This window comes from Desulfosoma caldarium (assembly GCF_003751385.1).
GTDB lineage: Bacteria > Desulfobacterota > Syntrophobacteria > Syntrophobacterales > DSM-9756 > Desulfosoma > Desulfosoma caldarium.
Genome location: NZ_RJVA01000014.1, coordinates 117,777 through 136,715 on the forward strand (window position 1 = coordinate 117,777; position 18,939 = coordinate 136,715).

The window sequence follows — 18,939 nt, forward strand, 5'->3', positions numbered from 1 at the left end:
TTAGCTGGCACCAAGGAAGAGCGCTTTTCATGGAGATTATCGCTGCTTTTGTCGCAGCGCCAGTTTCACGCGATCGGCCAGCATCTTAGCACAGGTGGGACAATACCGGTGGTGTTCCTTCAACTCCGGGTGTGGCTGAGCATGCTGCTCTGCGTATTCTACGAATTTACGAGTGGCAAAGGGGCGCCCGCACGCCTGACACCGTTCCATGGCATGAATACCGATGACTTCGTCACGAATACAGACGGTGCGAGTGTTTTCACTGTCGCGCACCGTAATGGCGCCTGTGGGACAAATATTGGCGCACGTGCCACAGCCGATGCACGCCCCTTCCACAGGAACCACAAAGGAGATACCCTCTCGCTTTTCCATCCGTAAGGCCCCCGAGCCGATAATTTCCTTGCACACGCGGATGCACAGGCGGCAGCGTACACAGCCATCCGGTGGAGGTCCCAAATCCACACCGTACTGCCGGGCTAAGTCCCGAATTCTTTGACTTTGAGGAGCCATTTGCACAAGGTTACGAAAGGCTTTGGTGCGCGCCGCATCCACCACCTCGCCATTCGTTTTGATACGCAAACCCTCCTTGACCGGCATAACGCACGACAACATCGCCAAGGACCGCGCCGACTTACCGACCACTTCCACGGCACACAGTCGACAACTGCCCGAAGGTTTCAAAGCGGGATGAAAGCATAGGGTCGGCACCACGATGCCATGACGGCGCATAACCTGTAAGACCGTCTGACCCTCTTCCGCCTGGTAGTCCTGTCCATCGATGGTGATCGTGACCATGGAAGGCACCTTCCTTTCAGTCATGCTGCGCCTCTTCCAGCCGGCCGATATAATCCTGGAGGTAGTTGAGCTCCGCCTTCAGAGATCCCACATAATGACGGATGATATCGCGCATGGACAAAACGCCAACGATGCGACCTTCAAGCATTACCGGCATGTGTCGAATATCCGCCTGGATCATGGCTGACATAACCCCATGAAGATCATCGTCCGGGCGGGCCACGATAAGTTTTTCCGTCATGCTATCCCGAACCCTGACGGCCGTGAAGGGTTTGTCACGAAACTTCAGGTGCGTTTTGACAACATCCCTTTCTGTGAAAATACCCACGGGGCGGCCTCCTTCCATGACAATCAAAGCACTGATGTGGAATGCCGCCATCTCGTCAATGGCCTCTGCCACGGTCTTCTCGGGTTCGATGCTGTGGATTTCGTGCTCTTTGCATTCCATTAATTCCTGAACTTTCATGAACACTCCCTCTTCGGCAGCGCCAAGAATACCTTTGGCTTCCGCCTAAAGGCCATGTTCCCTCAATCATCAATAACCCGAAGACAATCCTGAGGGAAACGGTGCGTGCCCTTGTCGTCTAAGGAGACTTCCACGAGGGCAGTGGGGTCGTTCTTGCTGGTGTCTGGATCCGTGATCACGCCGCGAGCGCCCACGTACTCATCCATGTATGGCTCCCAGCACTCGTCCGTGGACCTTCTGTAAACTTCCACTCTTTGTCCTCGACGAAACGCCATTGGGCCCTCCTTTGTCGTGCCGCCTACCGGGAAAGGGTATTGCCACCTTTCACGTTTCCTTTATGGAGGGAAGTGTTACCTCCGCATGGCTATTTGCAGCTTTTTTGCGGGCGCATTCTAGACACAGGCGATGCCCTCCAATCACCAATGCCAAATGCTTCATGCGCTTCATGATGAAGTCATGATACCTTTCCGGACCCAGCACCCTCCCGCATTCTTCACAATATTCCAATTTGAGCCGGTTGAGAACCGTCCCGCAAATGGAAAGAACCCGTGAACCGTCCTGATCCTCGATTTGCATGGCATCGTTTGGACAATTCGTGGCGCAGGCTCCGCAAGCGATGCACTTTTCCGCCGTCACGCGAAAATCCGTCTCTGCCCTGTGTTCCTGGTCCAGATACCCGAACTTCAAAGCGTCAATCTGCATCTTATCCCGGCAGATTTCCACGCACAGGCCACAGCGTCGGCACACGTCGCAGCGCAGGCATCGCAGCGCTTCCTCCCTGGCTTCCTGTTCCGAGAGCCCCAGTTCTACCTGCTGAAAAGTAATTCGACGCCGGTCCACGTTGAGCTCAGCCATTCGCGGCCTTTCCAGCCGCATCTTCATGGATGCAGAGACGTTGAGGAACGGCAAGCGGCGGCGGCGCACGGGTACCGGAGGCATCTTGGGTTGAGGGAGCCCCTGAAGGTATCGATCAATGGCGTCGGCAGCCACCTTGCCCATGCCGATGGCTTCAATGACCGTCGCCGGGCCCGTCACCACGTCTCCGGCCGCAAAGACCCCCTCTTGGGTGGTCTCCATGGTCACCGTGTTCGTTTTCAAGGTTCCCCGCTTGGACCAAGACAAGCCGTCCAACTGCTCCAACCCTTTGGGATCGATAACCTGGCCAATAGCTGCAATAACGCAATCCACACCAAACTCATGATCGCTGCCTTCCACGGGAATCGGCCGCCGTCGCCCGCTCGAGTCAGGTTCCCCTAGTGCGGCTCGAAGGCATCGCAGAGCCGTCACTTTTCCGTTCGATCCCTTAATTTCCACAGGAACCGTAAGAAACTGAAACTGCACCCCCTCTTCTTCCGCTTGTCGCACCTCCACTTCATAGGCCGGCATTTCCGAGCGCGTTCGCCGATACAGAAGCGTAACCGATTCGCAGCCCAGTCGAATACAGGTTCGCGCGGCATCAATAGCCACATTGCCGCCTCCGATGACGGCCACTCTTTTCCCCGGAGCATGTCGTTCACCTAAGGCGACCTGGCGCAGAAAATCGACGGCGCTAAGCACCTGAGGATATGTATCTTCCCCGGGTATCATGAGTTTGTAAGAACCGTGGGCTCCGATGGCAATCAGGAACGCTTCATAGCCTTCCTTGCGCAACTGGTCGATGGTGACGTCTTGACCAAACCGCGTGTTGAGCCGAATCTCCACCCCTAGGTCCTCGATCAAGGCCACTTCCCGATCGATCACTTCCCGTGGCAGGCGATACCGTGGAATCCCCACCATCATCATGCCTCCCGCCACCGGCAAGGCCTCAATGACGGTTACCTGGTATCCTTTGAGCCGCAGGAAATAGGCGGCAGTCAAACCGGCCGGGCCGGCACCCACAATGCACACTTTGCGGCCGTTGAGGGGCGGCGGCGGCGGGTTAACATATTCCATCCGGGAAATGGCGCGTTCGGCCGCATAGCCTTTCAGGTCCCTGATGCTGATGGGTTTGTCCACACGTCCTCGCACGCACATGAGTTCGCACGGATGCGTGCACACCAGGCCGCAGACCCACGGAAATGGATTATCCTCACGAATAATCCTGATGGCTTCTGCCTCACGGCCCATACCAATCAACGTCACATAGCTGGGAACGTCCAATCCCGCAGGACACGCCATCTGGCACGGAGAAGGCGCCAGCTTGACGCAATCGCCCGTGGCACAATTGTGGGTTTCAATGTGGCTGACGAACACTTCCTGGTATTCATTCAAGGTGTCTAGAAGAAAGCGGCCCGCCTCCACCGTAGGGAGATCTGGACCACGAGCCCTCAGGGTTTCCCCAAGCTCTTGCAGGGCATTGAGATGATCTCGGCCGCCCCGGCCCCAGGCAATATCCTCCAGGAGCAGGAGAATTTCCTCCACCACGTGGCGAAAGCGCGGCGTGGTGATCGCCGACGCGGCAACAAGTTCTTGAAAATGCCGAAGGCTACCATTGACCGGACATGAGGAAAGCATCATGGGTGATGACCTCAAAGATTTGTGCAGTGAAATGAATTCCCCGCCGATGCCCGCACGCTAGAATCTTGTCCGAATTTCCTGGCGTTGCTGCAATGTGCTGAAATCCTGCGAAGCGCGATACGGTTCCGCGCCTCGCACGGCTTCCACAAGTTGGCGTCTCTATCGAGTGACCTAGTCCAGTGGCGAGAGGGCCCTGGCGTGGCGTTCCCGCCGCTTGTCGCGCACCTCTTCGGGTTTTCCGAAGTGAAGGCAGTGGGTGGTACACACGGTCACACACGCGGGTTTCAATCCCTGATCCACACGATCCATGCAATAATCGCACTTCACCACCTTGCCCGCCTCCACATTCCATTGGGGAGCCCCCCACGGGCATGCGGACATGCAGGTCTTGCACCCCACACAGAGCTCCTCGTCGACGAAGACGATGCCGTCCTTGGCCCGTTTTTGCATGGCGCCCGTCGGGCACGCCGCCACGCACCACGGATTTTCACAGTGAAAACACGGCATGAAAATGTAAGAGGCCCGCGGCAGGGACCCCACAAACTTGGGCCCCACCTCCACCACCTGGCACACTTTCGGGCCCAGGGGTAATCCCTTGTTGGCCTTGCACTGGACTTCGCAGGTATGACACCCGATGCACTTCTTCGCATCCTGAAACAGATAATATTGACTCATGAGCCACTCCTTCGCCGTCGTTTCATCGTCTTCACTGAACTCGCTTAACCGTCACCGTCGTATGGTCCAGGGCTGGACTTCCACCGATGCAATCTGAAATGTTTTCCTGGAGAACCGCGTCGGCGAGCCCTCGATTGAAACTACGGGCCGCCAATCGCGCTTCATGCCCAAAGCCATGCAGCATGAAGACCGCTTCCGGGTGAATCATGCTGGTGACGTAAGCGCGAATTTGCCCGGATCCAACCTTGGATGACACCTCCACCCAATCGCCGTCCTTGATGCCCAGACGCTGCGCTTCCTTGGTGTGAATCCAAAGACGGTTTTCGGGCACCAGTTCGTTGAGGTACGGGTTATTCTGCGTGGAAACGTGGGTGTGTTGCGCACAGCGGCCGACCATTAGGCGATAGTGACCTTCGGGAGGCGCTTGAACCGGCTCATAGGCCGGAAAGGATGGGTATCCCGCGTTTTCTAGCAAAGAAGACACCAGTTCAATCTTGCCCGACGGCGTCTTGAACTTGAGGCCGTCGTCCCGATCCCAAAAGATCTGCTTGTCCGTGTAGGCCACAAAACCTTTCTTGTCGAAATCTTCCAAGTAAAACCCCGTTCCTTCCAGCTGCCAGCGGACGAGATCTTCCATGGTCTCGTACGGGAAGTACTGCCCCAGACCAAGGCGGTCCGCCAATTGCTTTAAAATAATGGCGCCGGGGCGCGTGTCGTAACGAGGACTCACCGCCTGCTGGCGAAGAAACATTTGCGGCTTTAACCCGTTGGCCTGTTGAGGGCAATCAAGCCGCTCCAAATACATGGACTCGGGCAAAATCACATCCGAATACCACGCGATATCGCTATAGTTGATATCGATGCTAACGACCAGGTCCAGTTTCTCCAGAGCCCGCTTGTTCTGATTAAGGTCGGGGATGGACAGAAGCGGTTCAAAGCGGTAGGCAATAAGGGCTTTCAACGGGTACGGGTCTTCGTTCAGGATGGCCAACGGCAACATCTGGCCTACGCCATGGTTCTTGTCCGGCAAAGGAAAGTCAGGGGTTCCCACCTTGTCAAAGCGCACCACGTTGACCGATGGAAGACCTTCCTGTTCCGTCAGTTTTCGAGCCGGTTTGCCTCCCACCTCGCCAGGACCCTTTTTGAAAAAGAGCCCCCCCTTGGCTTCCACGCTGCCCATCAGAACATTGAGGATCATGATGGAACGACGGAGATAGATTTCGTTGGGATGACTGGCTCCGCGATAACCAAAGTGGAAAATAACCGATGGCTTCTTCTTGGCCATCTCCCTGGCCAAAGTCACGATGCGGTGGGCTTCAATGCCCGTTTCCCGTTCCGCCCATTCGGGGCTGTAGGGCTGCACAAAGTCCTGTAGCACCGCAAGCCCATCCACCCAGCGCTGCACGTAGCGGGCGTCGTAGAGCTTTTCGTTGATGATCACGTGCATCAAAGCATAGTTGAGGGCCAAGTCGGTGCCCGGACGAATCATGAAGTAGTCATGAGCCTTCGTGGCGGTCACCGTGACTCGAGGGTCAATGTAAGTGATCTTAGCACCGTTTTCGACGGCCTCCATCAAACTGTTGACAGCCTTGACCTCAACGGCCTCAAAAAAGTTGCGGCCGTATAAAACAATGTGCTTGGTGTTCTTGTAGTCAAAGCTCATTTGGGCGTCCGTATAGCCGAATAGGGATCGAGCGGCGGTGTTGACGGAGCCCTTGCAAATGGCATCGTGGGTGAAATGATTGGGAGACCCGATGGCTCGCATGAAGGTTTTGCTCACATGGGTGGCCAGTTGGGTTCTTTCACCTAAGACTACGCTTTGGGGTCCATGCTGGGCGATGATTTCCTTGAGCTTTTCGGCCACGTAATTCAAGGCCTCGTCCCAGGAAACCTTTTTCCATTTGCCGCTGCCTCGTGGGCCGCTGCGAATGAGCGGAGATTGCACGCGCTGAGTGTCGTTCAAAAGAGCGATGCCCGCCGCACCTCGAGGGCACAGGCTCCCTTCCATGCCCGGTACGTGCGGGTTCCCCTCGATCCACTTGACCTGGCCGTTTTCCACAGTCACCTTGATGGGACAGCGAACGGAACACATAAAGCACAAACTGTACACTTCTTTTTTCTTCATGCGATGTTCCTTTCCTTTTTTGACCTTCATGCAACCAACATACGCTTTTCCAAAACCATCTTCACTCGATGTTCCAACTCCTCGAGCTCCACAGGCTTGACTAAATAGTCATCAATGCCCATTTGGCTCGCCTCCTTCGCCGTTTCCGCGGAGGGAAATCCCGTGATGATAATCACCCCCACCTCAGGCCGTTGTGCCCGGAGAAGCCGAAGGATGGACAAGCCATCGTCGTCCTTTAGCTTCATGTCCAGCAAAACCAGGTCCGGCTCATGGTCCTCCAGCCATCGGCGGGCGGAGTTCGCCTGGGAAAAAGCCTCCACTTCATGCCCCAGCCTGGCCAAAACCCTCTGCATTAAACGACACGCATCCATTTCATCATCTAAAACCATGATGAGCGCCATGAAAAGACCCCTTGAGCCTTCGATCCAGCGCCCGCAAAGCGGCTGGAGGGCAGCCCCTTTTTGGAAAAACAAGAGCCTCAAGCTTCACCACGAGCCCCCGTGAGCTTAGATTTCACCGGGCTTGTGGCAATGTTCATGCCACGGTGGACTTGAATTTAGCCTCACGGAACCGTGCCAAGTGGCCACCAGCAGCTGTCCCATTCCCATGCCGGCCGGAGTCATGTCCGAACACCTGAAGCCGCAGCACAGGTTATCTAGATGGCCGCATGATGGCGCTCGTCTCGCTTGGCCATCGAGCGGGCCCATCACCTCTTCGCTTTCGAACACCTCGCACAATTGACGAAGCCGCCGCGTCAGGCTCCGTGCCGAACATGTTGTAGCGGTGGCACGAAAGTGGGAAGAGGTGCATCATTTTATTTGCACCGCAAGTTTTTTATGGCGCCTTTCCCGGGTTTTTGGATGACGATGTGGCAAAGAAAATCCTCTATACGGCTACGTCGGCTGAACCCTAACGCCTGATGCGGCACGTTCCATAGGCTTCACAAGCCATTTTCCGGCCCTTAGTCCCTCGGCTTAAATGTTCATCGCACTTGGCACAGAAGCTGCCTAAAGAGCAAGGGTCCGCGTGACACGCGGAAGGTGTGAACGCCGAGGTTCGGCGGAAATTTTTGACGGCGTTTTTTAATGACCATTTGCTTTAGAAGGAGGGTGTGGACATGAGAAAGAGTTTTCGGTGGTCTCTGGTATGGTTGGTTTTCGTCACTGCACTCTTGATGTGCGGAATGATGGCGGGACCGGCTCTGAGCCAACAACAGGACACGCAGCATCAAGAAACGGCTTCCACCCAAGCGATGCAGCCGACTTCCGCCCCCGAAGTGAAACGGGTTGGTGATACGTTGGGAGTGCCGGGAAAGATCGGTGAGGCAGTGGCCAAGGCCCCGATCGGCAAGGAAAAGGGCTTCATCGATCCGGAGGCTCCACGGGGAGCTTTTGGCATTCCGGGGGCACCCCGCATGAACTATGTGGTGGCCATCCTCTGGGCCGTGTGGGTGGGCTGGATTTTTTCGACAGTCGGTGCTTTCGGCGGCATCATGGCCGGTGTGGGCCACATGACGGTGTTGGGCCTCGGCCCCTACGCCAAAACTTTTACCCAAACGGTACCATCACTCAACAAGGCGATAACCGACAGCGTGCGCACTTCCAACCAATTCCTCGTTGGCTTGTCAGCTCTCATCAGCACCATCAACTATCTGAAAGCCCGCACCTTGGCATGGCCCGTCGGTGTCGCTCTAGCGTTGGGATCCATCGCCGGTGCCATCTTCATCCCGTGGCTTACGGGGGGCAAGATCACCTTTAAGCAGTATCAAGGCTGGTTCGGCCTCTTTGTGTTTGTCGTCGGGGCTTTTCTCTTCTACGACACCACACCGGCAGGCCAACAAAAGAAAAAGGCGGCCAAGGAAGCAGCCCAAGCCTTCAAAAAGGCCATGGCGGAAAAGAAAGGTGCGGAAACGGAAGGCATCCAATTCAAATCTTTTTCATTAGCCAGAAGTACCTTTACATTCTTCGGTACAGAATTTCATTTCAATCCGCTTGTCATTTTCTGCGGCGGCCTGCTGATCGCAGCCATCTCGTCTTTTCTTGGTGTCGGAGGTGGTTTCCTTTACGTGCCGTTTCTGACCACGTTCGTCAAAGCTCCCATGTACGTGGTGGCCGGGACGTCGGCCATGGCCGTGCTCTTGAGCATGATCACCAGCATCACCAGCTACATCACGGTGGCCAAGGCCGGTATGGACTGGACCCTCATCGGTTTGGAACTCATCGGAATTTTCGTGGGATCCATGATCGGACCGCGAACGCAAAAGTACATTCCAGATATTTGGCTTAAGAGGCTTTTCGTGGTGCTTGCCATTTACGTGGGACTTCGCTACTTCAGTTTGGGATTTTTTGGTAAGAGCTGGCTACCGTAAGAACGGCCTTTTTTCGGCTCTTGTGTGGGGTGACTCCATCGTGCCCCGGCGCAACAAAGACTCGTCGGCGCCGCTTTTCGGGCGCCGACGTCCTTCTGTTTCAAAGGACACGCCATGTCATTGTTCTCTTGGACGGGTTTTACCGACTTTGGTCCCATCGGCACCTATCTGTTAGACCAGGCCTTCATGGCGATCTTGGCCACCATCGTGGGGGAGCTTACCCTTGCCTTGGGGTATCGCATCAACCATAGGCACCTCAAGAAACTCACCCAAGACCTCGCTCAGTATCAGAAGCTTTCCGACAATGCCGAAAAGATGGGTGATCATGCCGCCTTTGAGGCCATTAATAGGGAAGGTAACGACGTATGGGGCCGACTTTTCTTTTTTAAGATCGCTCTGTCGGCCGCGGCCTTGTGGCCTATTTTCTTTGCTTTGTCATGGCTGCAAAGCCGATACACCGACCTGGATCTTCGTGTGCCCGGCACCGCCTTCGGCCTCAATTACGTGGTGGTCTTTCTGGTCTTTTACGTGGTCTCGCGCCTCGTGTTTTCTCGGGTTTCACGAAAACTGCCCTTTTTTCGAACGGTGCTCGGCATGGTCGAAGCCGATGCAGCTCATTCGGATGCCGCCCCACGCACCCAACGGTAAATTTCCCCGGTCAGACGTTCTTTTCGAGTATTCCATAACCTTAGGCATTGCCTTCGGCAGGCTTTCATCTCCTCCACCATATAGGCAAGCAGCAGTCGACTCTCATCCGTCAAAAGCCCCCGGTCCAAATCCTTTTGCATGCGGGCTACCATGGCCAAGATGGCATAGGTATAAAGGCTCAGCGTGGTCAAGCGGCGCAACACGTATTCCTTGGTGCTAACCTTCTTGCCGTAGCGCACCAGAAGCCACCACAGGGCGTAGCGCAGGTAGCGGGCGTTTTTTTGAGCTTGCCGAGCGGCACGGCGCAGGTCTTTGTCCGTCACCGGAAGGGTCCAGGCCATGGGGCGGCTGAGTTCCCTCCACAGGGCTCGAACTTTTGCCCACCATCCTCCGGAAAGTTCGGCCATTCCCTTGGCCATGCGTCGCATGGCAAAAAGGGGTGGATAAATGGAGTGGATTTCCGTGGTGCCTTCAAAAATGGTCGTTACACGAAAGTCCCGCAGGCGTTTTTCGTAGGGTTGCGTGGTGAGGTAGCCAGATCCGCCGGCGGTCTGAAGCGCTTCGTACAGCACGTGCCAGGCGCGAGTGGTTCCGAAAAGCTTCACATGGCTCGTTTCCATGGCCGTGTTGCGGTACGGGTCCGCTTCCAGAAAGGAGGCCGTGAGCGTCGTCATGGCATCACACGCAAAGGCATCGGCGCGGCCTTTGACGATCTTTTCCTGAATGAGCTCAAACTGCTCAATGGGCATCCCGAATTGCACCCGCGTGCGGGCACGATGGACCATGTCTTCCACGGACTGCTCCATGAGGCCCGTGGAGGCGGCGCCGAGCCCCAAGCGGCCGTAGTTCAGAATGGTCATGGCGATCTTGAATCCGTCTCCGGGTTTTCCTAGAAGATTTTCCCGGGGAACTCTGACGTCCTTGAAATGAATGGCCGCCGTGGAACTGGCCTTGAGGCCCATCTTGGGCATGTCGGCGCCGATTTTCACGCCGTCCCAGTGGGTTTCCACAATAAAGGCGCCCATGTGCCCGGGATGCTCTGGGTCGAGCTGCGCAAAGACGGTGAGGCCTCCCGCATAGTTGGCGTTGGTGATGTACGTTTTGTGGCCGTTCAAAACATAGCACCCATCCGTTTCCGAAAAAACGGCGGTGGTCTGAATATGCTTGGCGTCGGATCCCACAAGGGGTTCGGTGAGGGCGTAGGAAAAGATCATGTCTCCGGATGCCGCGGCCGGAAGATATTTTTCCTTTTGTTCTTCGGTGCCGAAAAGCTGGATGCCCTTGATGCCGATGGACAGGTGCGCGATGGACACCAAGGCGACGGAAAGATCTCGCCGGGCCATTTCTCGAATCACTTCCAGATACTCCCAAAGATTCAAGCCCAGCCCTCCGTATTGTTTGGCCACCGAGAAGCCGAAAAGGCCCGCTTGAGCCATGCGCCGCAGCATTTCGTCGGGCACTCGCCCGAGGCTTTCAATATCTTGGACGGGAAAGTCCTTAAGAATCGCCTCATAGGCCCCCACCAAAGCCTCCACCTTGGTGCGGTCCACATGAATGGGAAACCTTTCGAAAATGGAAGCATCCAAGACACCCCGGTACGCCGACTCCAAGAATCCCCTTTGTTCCATGATCACTCTCCCTCATTGGCGTTCTGGCATGGCCCTTTGGGCAAGGGCCTCCTTTTCCACAAAACGCAGCCTGTTCTGGGGATCGCTCACCCATCCCACGCGTCCGTTTCGAAACAACACATTGGCAAAATCGTAAAACCACATGTTGCCGCGCACGCTTGTGGGCGTCCCCTGGACCGCCAAAACCTCATCGGTCGAAGAGCCGATGGTGAAAAAGGACGGAGGCACGCCCTGCATTTTATCCAGGTATTGGTGAGACGGCAGCAGGCGCACTTTGAGGTTGCCAAAGGCATTGTCGTAGGCCGCCACGCGATCTTCCACGAACCGAACCGAGCTGAATCCGTAATGCCAAACGGATCCGCGAACCGCCGTGGGCGTTCCTTGAACGCGCAGGACCTCATCCCGGCTGGAACCCAGCGTGAAAAACCCGGTGGCTTCCACCTGCTCGGGTGCTCTGGTGGGCTTAACAAGCACGCGAAGCCTGCCGTCGAAATTGTCATAGCCCACGACACGTCCATCCTGAAAACGCACTTCGGAAAGCCCGTAGGTCCAGCGGCCGGCACTGCGCCGGTCCGGAGGACCCTGGGCGCGAAGGACGTCGCGTTCCGTACTGCCCAGGCCAAAGGTGGCTTCGGTTTGGAGTGGGACTTTGGCATGAGGGGGCCATGGTTCGTCAAGATTCACATCCGGTACGGGCGCCTTAGACGGTGACGAAAGCAGGTGCTGAGGCCTCGAGGGGAACTGGAGCGGCATAGGTTTCGCGGCTTCCTGGTTCTGAATCATGGGGGCTTTAGGCTTTTTCGCGCTGCGCCTCTCCCAAGGGATAGGGCCTTCCAGCCGCAAGGCCCATACGGCCCACAGGGCAATCATGGCCACCACGGCGCCAAAGCCGGCCCATCTCCCAAGGGTATTGAGCGAAGACCTTGAAAAAGCGCCTATAGGCTTCGATGAACGCGTCCCAGGACCAGGACTTGAGGCCTGTTTGAATCCCCCAGACTGCCTTGCACTGGTCGCCTCGCTGGATCCGGGCCCAGAGGGTAAGGGCCCTCTAACGATTCGTTGGTAGGCTTCTTGAAGATCTTTGAACTTTTCTTCGGCGCGAAGCCGAGCCCACGGGGGCGCGTCGCTGTAGCGGTCGGGATGCCATTTTTTGGCCATTTCCCGGTAAGCGCGCTTCACGTCGTCAATGGACGCTCCAGGCTGTAATCCCAGGAGTTGATAATCCTTGGATGTGGCCTGTTCCGGTACCGCCATGAGCGTTGATCCTTTAACCCACGGGTTTTTTCAAAGTGCAACGAGCATAGCTTTTTGACTTTTTGGGTTCAAGACTTTGTGCGAGTTCTCCGATAAGGTAAGAGAGAAACCAGGGAGAACGGGTAGGCCTTTACGGTGAGGAGAAGGTTACATGGAACGTGCCACAACACTTCAAGACAAGCCGTTGGACGAAATCCTTCGTGTTGCGGAAAACCTGCCGCCTTTCCCCGATGTGGTCCAAAAGGTCATGCCGTTGCTGCAGCGCATGGCGCCGGTGGAAGACATCGAAACTGTTATTCAATACGATCAGGCCATCGCCGCCAAGGTTCTCGCCTTGGCCCGCTCACCCCATTTCAGGCGCACACAACAGGTGCGCTCCCTAAAAGAGGCCATCATTTCCCTTGGCCAAAAAGCTCTGGTGGAAGTCATCTTGGCGGCCTGTTCGGCCCGCTTTCAAGACGACGCCGTCAAGGGCTACGACCTTCGAGAGGGTGAATTGTGGGAGCACGCCGTGGGCACGGCCATCATGGCAGACCGAATCGCTGAAAGAGTGGGCAGCGCGGAGCGCTTGACCGCCTACACCGCCGGGCTTTTGCACGACATCGGCAAAACGGTCCTTAACCAGTACGTCGAGCATTACCTCGGAGGTGACGGACCCCGCAATCCCATCGTTGATATCATCAAAACCCGAAGGCAATCGTTTCTGGAAGCGGAACGAAATATCTTGGGCATTGATCATCAGGAACTGGGTGGACTTATCGCGCGACGTTGGAATTTCCCGCCCGCCGTGGTGGCTGGCATCACGTACCACCATAACCCTCAAGATGCCGAAGAAAGCCACCAGGTCGCTGCCATCGTCTATGCCGCCAACCGAATGGTGGGGGCCATGGGCATTGGAACCGGCGTCGATGGGTTCCTCAACCCCAACCAAGACCATGTGTTTGAAGCCCTGAAACTGGACGCCCGCACCATCGAACGACTTATGGCGGACGTCTTTGTCGCCCTGGACGAAACAAAAAAATTCTTAACCGCATGATCCACACGGCCTATCGAGGAGACAAAGGGGCAAGGCTTTCGGAAGCCTCTGCCAGAAGCCGTCTAACAAGGGCAGCGTTTCCCTTAAACGCACGGGCCTTCGACCCGCTCGCCAAGCGGGTGGGGCGCCCAGGTTTCCTGAAAAAGACATTATCCGCTAGATTCCTTAAATGCGTGCCAGAAAATTGCTCTTTTGGGAGCGGCTCAAGATGCCCTGGCCTAACCGGTGCCGTGAAGCGGGTGTTGCGCATCACGGGCTACGCCGTCCTTTTGGCTGTGCATTCAGGCTGGCTGCGGGCACATAGACAACGAATACCAGAGCGTTTTCACTGGAAAACGCAAGTCCGGAACGGTTGCTGTGGGAGCCGAAGGTTTCAAGGTAGCTTGCAACGAGTTTTTCTGATAGGGTGTCTAGGAAAGGCGGGTGTTTGGGCCGGGGCCACACTTTAGCACTCGGCGCGAAGCTCATGGGAAAACCATAACGTTTTTGCGGTGAATGTTTCCTTGCACCATACGGGCACGCACGACCGCCGTAACGGGGGACACCATGCTCATTCTGACCCGCAAGGTGGGAGAAGCCATCCGCATCGGGGATGACATTCAAGTGGTCATCACCGCCGTGGACCAAAACAAGGTCAAGGTAGGAATTCAAAGCCCGCGGCACGTGCCCATCTTCCGTGAGGAACTTTACCAAAAGATTCGGGAAGAAAACCTGCGGGCCGCCTCACTGCAAGCCGACGACGTGGAGGCCCTTTTCAAGACGTTTTCGTCAAAAACTTCGTGAACGATATCGAACAGTCGTGAAACTCTGCAGAAAGCCGTCATGAACATAAAAGCCACCGCCGAGCAACTCCGGACCTTTTCGCCACGGCATCGGGCCTACATTCAAGCTGTTTTGCAGGAAACCATCTCCCACTATGGCCCAAGGCTCTTGGCTTGCATCCTCTTCGGGTCCTTTGCTCGCCGGGAAAGCAGACGAAACCCCGAATTGGATCTTCTCATCATTTTCGACGACACAAAGGGATTCAGAGCGCATCGACGAGTCTGTGCGAGAAATCGAAATGAAGCTCAAAGCTTTTGGCTCAAAGTTTTACGAAAAACACCGTATTTACTGAGAGTTGTTGCCGTACATTCTCATGAAAGACGAAGCTTCCATCATGCGCCCAATCTATGACGATCTTGCGGAGACTTATCAAATCATCTATGAGCCCTTTGGCCTTGCGGCACGCTTGTTTGCGAGGCTTAGAATATCTTGTCAAGGCACATGTCAAAAAGGAATCCATGGTGGAGGGTTGGCTTTGGACAACCCCCAATCCCAACCTTTCCCAAAAGTGAGAAATTTTTGGATGAAAGCCGACACACTCGCTCACGGTAATTTAGATAAGGCCAGAGTGGGCTTGGAGGCGCTCCAATTTTACCAGGACAGACAGGCCTTTTTTGAGGTGGTTCGTGAGGTCCAAGAACTCGTAGAACCTTTGCTTAAGGCCATCTTGCGAGCCCTGGGCGAGGAGGTGCCCACGATTCACGGCGTAGGGCGAGTTCTGGTAAAATTCAAAGGACATTTGCCTCGACATTTTGCCAACAATCTTCATGAAATTCGAAAAATTTCCAAGAGTCTTCAAAAAGAGCGTGAACTCAGTTTATACGGAGCGGAAGGTTTTATTCCCACTGAAGAATACGGAGCCGAAGAAGTCACTGAAGCCATTCGAGAGGCTTCGTTTGTTTATGATCTCGTTTCCGGGTCATTTCAGACCCCTGACATTCCGGTATCATTCCCCTGACGAGAAAGAGTACGCGGCATGAAGATTTCAACTACACGATTTGGCACCCTTGAGCTGGACGAAGCTACCTTCATTCATTTTCCATGGGGCATTCCTGGCTTTGAAAACCTCAAGCGCTACGTGCTCGTGGAACTCCGGCAAGGTCCCTTTAAGTGGCTTCAAGCCGTGGATCACCCCGATGTGGCCTTTGTGGTCAGCCCCCCAGATGTCTTTGGGCTTCAGTACACAGTTCCCGCCATGCGCGCTTCCCTTATCGACCTCCAGGACTCCAAGGATCTCGCCATTCTCGTATTGATTTCCTTTGATAGAACAACGCGCACCGTGCGCCCCCACGTGCGCACGCCCCTGCTCTTGAACGCTTCCAACCGCCAAGCCTACCAATGGGTCATTGAAGCGGGCGAAGAACAAAGCGTTGTGCACATTGTGAAAGATACCAAGAAGGAAGAAACCCCGTGAGCCCCCGCACGCTAGGAAAGGGAGCCGGGAAATTCCTTGGGGGATAGCCCGGGGAAAGACGAGGAGTCGTGAAAGACTCGCAAGGGATTCAGACCAGATGAGCGATTTTTTGGTACTGGCGAGATGCGGATTCGATCTTTTGCATGCCGGCGAGTTCTTGGGCGGTGCGCGCTGAGGCGGTAGCGAGCGTCTTCATGCAGGTCTGGTAGTCTTTCCACAGTTCTGTAAAAAGAGCGTGGGCATGTTTTTTTTGTTCCTCATCATTTTCCCACACAGTAGAGAAAGAATTTCCCACATTTTGCAACAGTGCCACCGTCTCGGAACACCGTGACACAACCTCATCGATGACGTCGGCCTCCGCGTCTTGAGCAACCGCCTTCAATAGCGCCCGAAGATGGCCTCGAAGCTCTTTCACCAAGTGGATCAGCAAATCCATGGAGGGAGGTACATCCACGCGATTCCTCCTGGTCTTCATAGCCATGTAGGTAGCGGCATTGGGGCGCCCGACCGGCCCCGCAGTGTCCTTCTCCTTAACGGCGTGTGCAAAAACTGGCGTGATTGGGCCTTCCGAATGAATCGCAAAACGTTGGCCTCCATGCTCTCAAAGGAACGGCTCCAGAGCGTTTCGAAAACATGGCCTCTGGCAAGTGCGACTGCGCGGATCGCGGGGACGCGCTCCCCCCATGGAACACACCAACCTGGACTTTTCCTCATGAAAAACTGAGATCGAACAGGTCACTGAGAGCTTACATAGGCGAAGAGAAACCCTCACGCCCGCGCAAACGGGAGTCCATATCATCCAGCAACATTTAGACGTTCGCGCGCTTATGCCGTGATGGATCGAGCCCAGTTTTCCGCGCCTTCCAAGCCACCCAGGTCCAACTCTCCGCGATCGTATTTTCTCTTGACCTCCTGCCACGCCTCGCGAAGTTCTTCCAAGATGGTTATCAGGCCGTTGTAAATTTCAGGCGACTTCATGGAATTGATACCGATGAGCTCTCGAAGCAAGTAGTTGTAAACGCGCGAAAGGTTGATGGCAATTTCCCCGCCGCGTTCGAAATCCAGGCTCACCAGCAGTTCCGTGATAACGTCCTGGCTATGGCGAATGCGATTATAGGCCTCATCCATCCGACGGGACGCATGGTATTCCTTAGCTTGCTGTAAATTTCGAATCGTGGCGTCATAACACATCAGGACAAGACTGGCTGTGTCCGCAGTTTCCACGTTGGTTTTTCGGTAAGCATTCTGCGCTCTGTTCATGACCATCGATCGAACCTCCACATCCTTCGTCTTCCGAGGCCGAAAAGTTTAGGCGGCTTCGGCCACGCGCACCCACGCTTCTCGAAGCTGCCCCGTCATGGCGATCATACGGTCCAGGGTCTGCTGGGCTTGGGCTCCATGCCAAGCGATGAGTTCCCGAAGCATGTAATTGTAAATGCGGCCAAGGTTGACGGCGATCTCACCACCGCGTTCGTAGTCCAAACCGACAAGCAGTTCGGTAAGGAGCTCTTGAGCATGGCGAAGAGTATCCATCACGAGATCCTCGCGACCGTCGGCGCAGGCCTGCTTCGCATTGTGAAAGTCCCGAAGCAGCGCATCGTAGCACTTAACGATAAGAGGCAATAGATCGCTTTGAGATGTGTCACATGGCTGGGCTGCCGGCATGGTACAAGCGGTCATTTTTTCCTCCTGAGTGCAGATTCTTCCTCCTAGGAAGTGCTGGTAAACAAATTGGAAAAGAGCTGGGAAAGGCCTGACATCTGGTTGTTCATCGTGTTCATGGCGTTTTCCATGGCGATAAATTGCGCTTTCAGCCGTTCCATTCGCGCGTCAATACGCTCGTCGAGAGTTTCCATGCGATTGCCCAATTTCTCGATCTTTTCCTGAACGCTTCTCTTTTGCGTCGTCACGGTCCCTTCTACGGAATCCGTGAGCGTCTCCAGAACCGATTGCAAGCTCTGGGCCATGTCGTTGAACTGGGAAACCGTACCGGAAAAATCCTGAGACAAAGCTTCCTGCAGCTTGTCGGTATCCAGTTCCAGCGTGCCGTCACGGGAAAAGGTGATGCCAACACTGAAAAGTCCCTGGTCCATGAGAGAGGTCTGCAGACGGTTCTTAATTGATCGAAGCGCGGCATCGCCAGAGAGCATGCCGTTCGCTTTTTTGGAGACGGCATCGTAACTGAATTGCGAGTTGATGTATTTCGCAAGGCCGTTGTAGGCATCCACTAACGACTGGATCTTGTCGGCGACAGCTTCGTTATCCCGGTCGATGTTTAGCGTTACAGTGGTGCTGGCATCTTCGCCACGCAACCGGAGGGTGACCCCAGCAATGGCATCGGTGATCGTGTTGGAAGAACGGGTCATGGAGATGCCGTCGATGCTAAAGGACGCGTCCTCTCCCGCCTGCAATGTGGAAAAATAGTCCCCCGCCGCATCGGTGAATTGAAACCCGGCGGCTCCCTCCTCTTCGCTCGTCAGAATAAGCCGATAGTCGCCATCGGCAACCTTGAGCACGCCGGCCATGACGCCTGTGGCATCGGAACCCGTGTTGAGGGCATTGATCTCATCGCGAAGCTCGTTGAGGCTCTTGCCATCGAGGGTCACCTCCCGGCCTTCGATGGTGATCGTTCCCGTCCACCCCGCCGGATCGGCCGCTGATGCCACGGAGATGGACTGAAGCTTTTCGGCCTTAGCCAGGTTGGTCACCTGAATGTCAAACCGGCTTTTGGGTGCACCCGAGCCCACGGTCACCGACAGAAGGCTTTCCGGATCCACAGTACTCGATGAGGTGAGCGAGGAGGTAAACACATCGAAGTCTCCCGAACTCTTTATCCCTTGCACGGCGGAGAGAAGATCGGACAGCTTTTGGGAGACTGTGTTCCACGCAGAAAGGATCTCTTCCTGCTTCTTTTTTTGCTGTTCTAAAGGATTGATGAATTGGTTCTGCTCTACCTTGCGCAGCTGTTCCAACATGCTCTGCCAGTCAAAACCGCTTCCGACTCCACTAAGGCTAAATCCCATGGTTCACCTCCTGTATCTCGGCTTTCCCTTGCTGGAGTGCTCCCAAAAGGAAAAAGCCTTCCGCACTGTGTTTGAAAAACCGGCACGCAAGACCCAGCTCATCTATTGTGAAGCCACTGCGCCAGGTCCCATGATGTCCCGCCTGCACCGTTTCCCCAGAGCGTGTTGACGGGCATGCTGACGAAACCT

Annotated in this window: 19 protein-coding genes; 6 read left to right on the forward strand and 13 right to left on the reverse strand. The window is 55.4% G+C overall.

Going from position 1 to position 18,939, the window contains the following annotated elements; translation table 11 throughout:
• Positions 1-36: 36 nt before the first annotated feature.
• The 7 genes from EDC27_RS13140 to EDC27_RS13170 form a co-directional block, all read right to left on the reverse strand.
• On the reverse strand, positions 37-819 hold the full coding sequence (locus EDC27_RS13140) for a 2Fe-2S iron-sulfur cluster-binding protein (protein ID WP_211334902.1): 783 nt from the start codon (positions 817-819) through the stop codon (positions 37-39).
• A complete protein-coding gene (locus tag EDC27_RS13145; protein WP_123291088.1) occupies positions 812-1,261 on the reverse strand; it encodes a CBS domain-containing protein in 450 nt (149 codons plus the stop codon). Before EDC27_RS13145 ends, EDC27_RS13140 begins: the two co-directional genes overlap by 8 nt.
• Before the next feature lie 62 nt (positions 1,262-1,323).
• The gene (locus EDC27_RS13150) at positions 1,324-1,536 is read right to left on the reverse strand and encodes a hypothetical protein (RefSeq protein WP_123291089.1); all 213 of its coding nucleotides are present in this window, start codon (positions 1,534-1,536) and stop codon (positions 1,324-1,326) included.
• 49 nt (positions 1,537-1,585) lie between these two features.
• On the reverse strand, positions 1,586-3,757 hold the full coding sequence (locus EDC27_RS13155) for an NAD(P)-binding protein (RefSeq protein WP_123291090.1): 2,172 nt from the start codon (positions 3,755-3,757) through the stop codon (positions 1,586-1,588).
• A gap of 171 nt (positions 3,758-3,928) precedes the next feature.
• On the reverse strand, positions 3,929-4,432 hold the full coding sequence (locus EDC27_RS13160) for a 4Fe-4S dicluster domain-containing protein (RefSeq protein ID WP_123291091.1): 504 nt from the start codon (positions 4,430-4,432) through the stop codon (positions 3,929-3,931).
• 31 nt (positions 4,433-4,463) lie between these two features.
• Positions 4,464-6,557 carry a molybdopterin-dependent oxidoreductase gene (locus tag EDC27_RS13165; RefSeq protein WP_123291171.1) on the reverse strand — a complete coding sequence of 698 codons (2,094 nt, stop codon included), beginning with the start codon at positions 6,555-6,557 and terminating at the stop codon, positions 4,464-4,466.
• Positions 6,558-6,583: 26 nt separating this feature from the next.
• Positions 6,584-6,958 (reverse strand): response regulator, encoded by a 375-nt coding sequence (locus EDC27_RS13170; RefSeq protein ID WP_123291092.1) that lies wholly within the window; start codon positions 6,956-6,958, stop codon positions 6,584-6,586.
• Between the two features lie 716 nt (positions 6,959-7,674).
• Here EDC27_RS13170 and EDC27_RS13175 point away from each other — a divergent pair.
• Positions 7,675-8,925: a sulfite exporter TauE/SafE family protein gene (locus EDC27_RS13175; protein WP_245994573.1), complete on the forward strand. Its 1,251-nt coding sequence runs from the start codon at positions 7,675-7,677 to the stop codon at positions 8,923-8,925.
• 114 nt (positions 8,926-9,039) lie between these two features.
• On the forward strand, positions 9,040-9,573 hold the full coding sequence (locus EDC27_RS13180) for a hypothetical protein (RefSeq protein WP_123291093.1): 534 nt from the start codon (positions 9,040-9,042) through the stop codon (positions 9,571-9,573).
• On the opposite strand, the gene EDC27_RS13185 is transcribed toward EDC27_RS13180, so the two are convergent.
• Together EDC27_RS13185 and EDC27_RS13190 are read right to left on the reverse strand one after the other, a co-directional pair.
• Entirely contained in the window at positions 9,540-11,201 is a 1,662-nt protein-coding gene (locus tag EDC27_RS13185) for an acyl-CoA dehydrogenase family protein (protein ID WP_148045767.1), read from the reverse strand. The two genes, EDC27_RS13180 and EDC27_RS13185, sit on opposite strands and share 34 nt — an antisense overlap.
• 12 nt (positions 11,202-11,213) lie before the next feature.
• Positions 11,214-12,455, reverse strand: coding sequence for a J domain-containing protein (locus EDC27_RS13190; RefSeq protein ID WP_123291095.1), 1,242 nt, complete (start codon positions 12,453-12,455; stop codon positions 11,214-11,216).
• A gap of 151 nt (positions 12,456-12,606) precedes the next feature.
• Here EDC27_RS13190 and EDC27_RS13195 point away from each other — a divergent pair, with 151 nt between their 5' ends.
• The 4 genes from EDC27_RS13195 to fliW all read left to right on the forward strand — a co-directional run bounded on the left by EDC27_RS13195 (position 12,607) and on the right by fliW (position 15,727).
• Positions 12,607-13,491: an HDOD domain-containing protein gene (locus tag EDC27_RS13195; RefSeq protein WP_123291096.1), complete on the forward strand. Its 885-nt coding sequence runs from the start codon at positions 12,607-12,609 to the stop codon at positions 13,489-13,491.
• Between the two features lie 546 nt (positions 13,492-14,037).
• Positions 14,038-14,274 carry a carbon storage regulator CsrA gene (csrA, locus tag EDC27_RS13200; protein ID WP_123291173.1) on the forward strand — a complete coding sequence of 79 codons (237 nt, stop codon included), beginning with the start codon at positions 14,038-14,040 and terminating at the stop codon, positions 14,272-14,274.
• Positions 14,275-14,836: 562 nt separating this feature from the next.
• On the forward strand, positions 14,837-15,271 hold the full coding sequence (locus EDC27_RS13210) for a HEPN domain-containing protein (protein ID WP_123291098.1): 435 nt from the start codon (positions 14,837-14,839) through the stop codon (positions 15,269-15,271).
• 18 nt (positions 15,272-15,289) lie between these two features.
• Positions 15,290-15,727: a flagellar assembly protein FliW gene (gene fliW / locus EDC27_RS13215; RefSeq protein WP_123291099.1), complete on the forward strand. Its 438-nt coding sequence runs from the start codon at positions 15,290-15,292 to the stop codon at positions 15,725-15,727.
• An 88-nt stretch (positions 15,728-15,815) separates the two neighbouring features.
• Here the strand turns inward: fliW and EDC27_RS13220 are convergent, their stop codons facing one another.
• The 4 genes from EDC27_RS13220 to fliD form a co-directional block, all read right to left on the reverse strand.
• Positions 15,816-16,181 (reverse strand): hypothetical protein, encoded by a 366-nt coding sequence (locus tag EDC27_RS13220; protein ID WP_123291100.1) that lies wholly within the window; start codon positions 16,179-16,181, stop codon positions 15,816-15,818.
• 371 nt (positions 16,182-16,552) lie between these two features.
• A complete protein-coding gene (fliS, locus tag EDC27_RS13225; RefSeq protein WP_123291101.1) occupies positions 16,553-16,993 on the reverse strand; it encodes a flagellar export chaperone FliS in 441 nt (146 codons plus the stop codon).
• A 42-nt stretch (positions 16,994-17,035) separates the two neighbouring features.
• Entirely contained in the window at positions 17,036-17,407 is a 372-nt protein-coding gene (locus EDC27_RS13230; protein ID WP_123291102.1) for a flagellar export chaperone FliS, read from the reverse strand.
• Positions 17,408-17,436: 29 nt separating this feature from the next.
• On the reverse strand, positions 17,437-18,750 hold the full coding sequence (gene fliD, locus EDC27_RS13235) for a flagellar filament capping protein FliD (protein ID WP_123291103.1): 1,314 nt from the start codon (positions 18,748-18,750) through the stop codon (positions 17,437-17,439).
• Positions 18,751-18,939 lie beyond the last annotated feature (189 nt).